The following is a 2,099-nucleotide window of genomic DNA, read 5'->3' on the forward strand; positions in this document are numbered from 1 at the left end:
TCTGGACCGTGTCTCAGTTCCAGTGTGGCTGATCATCCTCTCAAACCAGCTAGGGATCGTCGCCTTGGTGAGCCATTACCTCACCAACTAACTAATCCCACTTGGGCCAATCTAAAGGCGAGAGCCGAAGCCCCCTTTGGTCCGTAGACATTATGCGGTATTAGCCGTCGTTTCCAACGGTAAAGTGGCGTCCCCTAGGGGATTCGAACCCCTGTTACCGCCGTGAAAGGGCGGTGTCCTAGGCCTCTAGACGAAGGGGACACAAAATGTGTCACTAGGACTGGTTATTTAGACTCTTACCATACGAGTTAAACACTTAGACATTCGAAGTCTAGCCCAACGCGCGGGCAGCGTGTACACTGCAGATTTTGGTGGAGCTAGGCGGGATCGAACCGCCGACCTCTTGCATGCCATGCAAGCGCTCTCCCAGCTGAGCTATAGCCCCAAACCTGAGTGCAAAAAGGGCAAACTTGACGCTGCCATCTCGCTTAGTGCGGGGCGCATTCTATGCAGCCACCAAAACAAAGTCAACATTTTTTAGGTAACTTTTTATCGACCGCGGCAATTTTAAACAAAGCGCATAAAGCTTGTGCAAGATACTGGTATTTGTGGTTTTTTATTAATCAAAAAGCCCTATTTAGGCCATAGCCCAGAGCGCAAACGTAGCCTTCTTTTGCAGCACAGAAACTTGTTTAAAGGCTATAGGCACAGATTGAGCAGCGCCATAGGCCACATGCAAGGGCATTAAATGCTCTTCGCTGGGGTGACAATCTCGTGCCCCAGGAACACTTTGCCAATTAATCAGGTGTTGCGCCCTCTCCTGCTTAGATAATGGCGTATTTAAAACCTGCTCCAGCCAATTCTCGAACTCAAGGTTGCTCTTAATAGCTTCCTTATTATCGGCCAATCGAAATGCTGCCATATTATGAAAGGAAAATCCGGAGCCTAAAACAAGGACATTATCCAAGTGTGTAATCGTCTTTGCTATACGCTCACCCATTTGTAGGTGGAGCTCGGGGTTATAATCGCGCTGCAGAGAGATTTGCACACAAGGAATATCCGCCTCTGGGTACATTATGGCCAAGGGCACAAAAACACCATGATCTAGACCTCGCTCGGTTTCCTCTATTACTGGCACTCCTAGCCCTTGCAAACCTGACAGCAACTCTTTTGCCAACTGAGGAGCGCCCGAAACGGGATATTTAATATTGTAGGCCTGTTCTGGGAATCCATAATAGTCATACAATAAGGGGGGCTGAGCCTGGGTGTTCACTTTTATCTCCGTCGTATCCCAATGGGCGCTGATCACAACAATTGCAGCAGGTTTGGGAATTAAGGACGCAAACTCCTCTAAGGTTTCAACCATCTCCTTATGACCTTCATGACCCAAAAGTGGAAGTGGTCCACCGCCGTGAGAAATAAACGCACTGTAGTTCATAGATAATTCTTCATCTTGTGTATACGGAATACGAGCATTGTCATTAGATGCAAAGCCGAATACCAGGCGCTGAGCGCACAACTAATGTTCAACCGCGCACCGACGGTCCATTTATAAGGGTAAAATTGATTAAATAGCCCACGCATTGGCTATAAATGCCTCACCTAAAACAAAATGTATCATTCAAGTGTTGACAGTCTTTTCTCTCTATCTATAATAGCGCCCCACAACAACGCGGCTAATTCGTTTAGCAAGCAATGTTGTTACCAGATGTGGGTTGTTAGCTCAGTTGGGAGAGCATCGCCCTTACAAGGCGAGGGTCACTGGTTCAAGTCCAGTACAACCCACCACTTTAAAGTGACACATCTGAAAATTCTATATGGGTTGTTAGCTCAGTTGGGAGAGCATCGCCCTTACAAGGCGAGGGTCACTGGTTCAAGTCCAGTACAACCCACCATCATTTAGATGGCGTTAAGGAAAGTCGATGCTGGAATCGCACTATTATCCTTAGCAAGGCAAGGTTTATTGGTTAAATCCAGTACAACCCACCATATAGAATTTAATAAGACCCGGGTTGTTAGCTCAGTTGGGAGAGCATCGCCCTTACAAGGCGAGGGTCACTGGTTCAAGTCCAGTACAACCCACCATCATCTTGATGGAG

Annotated in this window: 1 protein-coding gene, 4 tRNA genes and 1 rRNA gene; 3 read left to right on the plus strand and 3 right to left on the minus strand. The window is 47.4% G+C overall.

Annotated features, from left to right (window positions below; all coding sequences use genetic code 11):
- From C2M35_RS15190 to C2M35_RS15205, 3 genes are all read right to left on the minus strand, one after another.
- Positions 1–222, minus strand: a 16S ribosomal RNA gene (locus C2M35_RS15190); the annotation flags it as partial.
- A gap of 147 nt (positions 223–369) precedes the next feature.
- Positions 370–445, minus strand: a tRNA-Ala gene (locus C2M35_RS15200).
- Between the two features lie 192 nt (positions 446–637).
- On the minus strand, positions 638–1,438 hold the full coding sequence (locus C2M35_RS15205; RefSeq protein WP_105200626.1) for a DODA-type extradiol aromatic ring-opening family dioxygenase: 801 nt from the start codon (positions 1,436–1,438) through the stop codon (positions 638–640).
- A 274-nt stretch (positions 1,439–1,712) separates the two neighbouring features.
- Here C2M35_RS15205 and C2M35_RS15210 point away from each other — a divergent pair.
- The 3 genes from C2M35_RS15210 (at position 1,713) to C2M35_RS15220 (ending at position 2,085) form a co-directional block, all read left to right on the plus strand.
- Positions 1,713–1,788, plus strand: a tRNA-Val gene (locus C2M35_RS15210).
- A 31-nt stretch (positions 1,789–1,819) separates the two neighbouring features.
- Positions 1,820–1,895, plus strand: a tRNA-Val gene (locus C2M35_RS15215).
- Positions 1,896–2,009: 114 nt separating this feature from the next.
- Positions 2,010–2,085 (plus strand) — tRNA-Val (locus tag C2M35_RS15220).
- Positions 2,086–2,099 lie beyond the last annotated feature (14 nt).

The organism is Pseudoalteromonas sp. T1lg76 (genome assembly GCF_002964725.1).
GTDB lineage: Bacteria > Pseudomonadota > Gammaproteobacteria > Enterobacterales > Alteromonadaceae > Pseudoalteromonas.

Bases quoted from the DNA above. Each gene is read 5' to 3' on its own strand.
- C2M35_RS15205 (WP_105200626.1), bottom strand. From the start codon at position 1,438: ATGAACTACAGTGCGTTTATTTCTCACGGCGGTGGACCACTTCCACTT.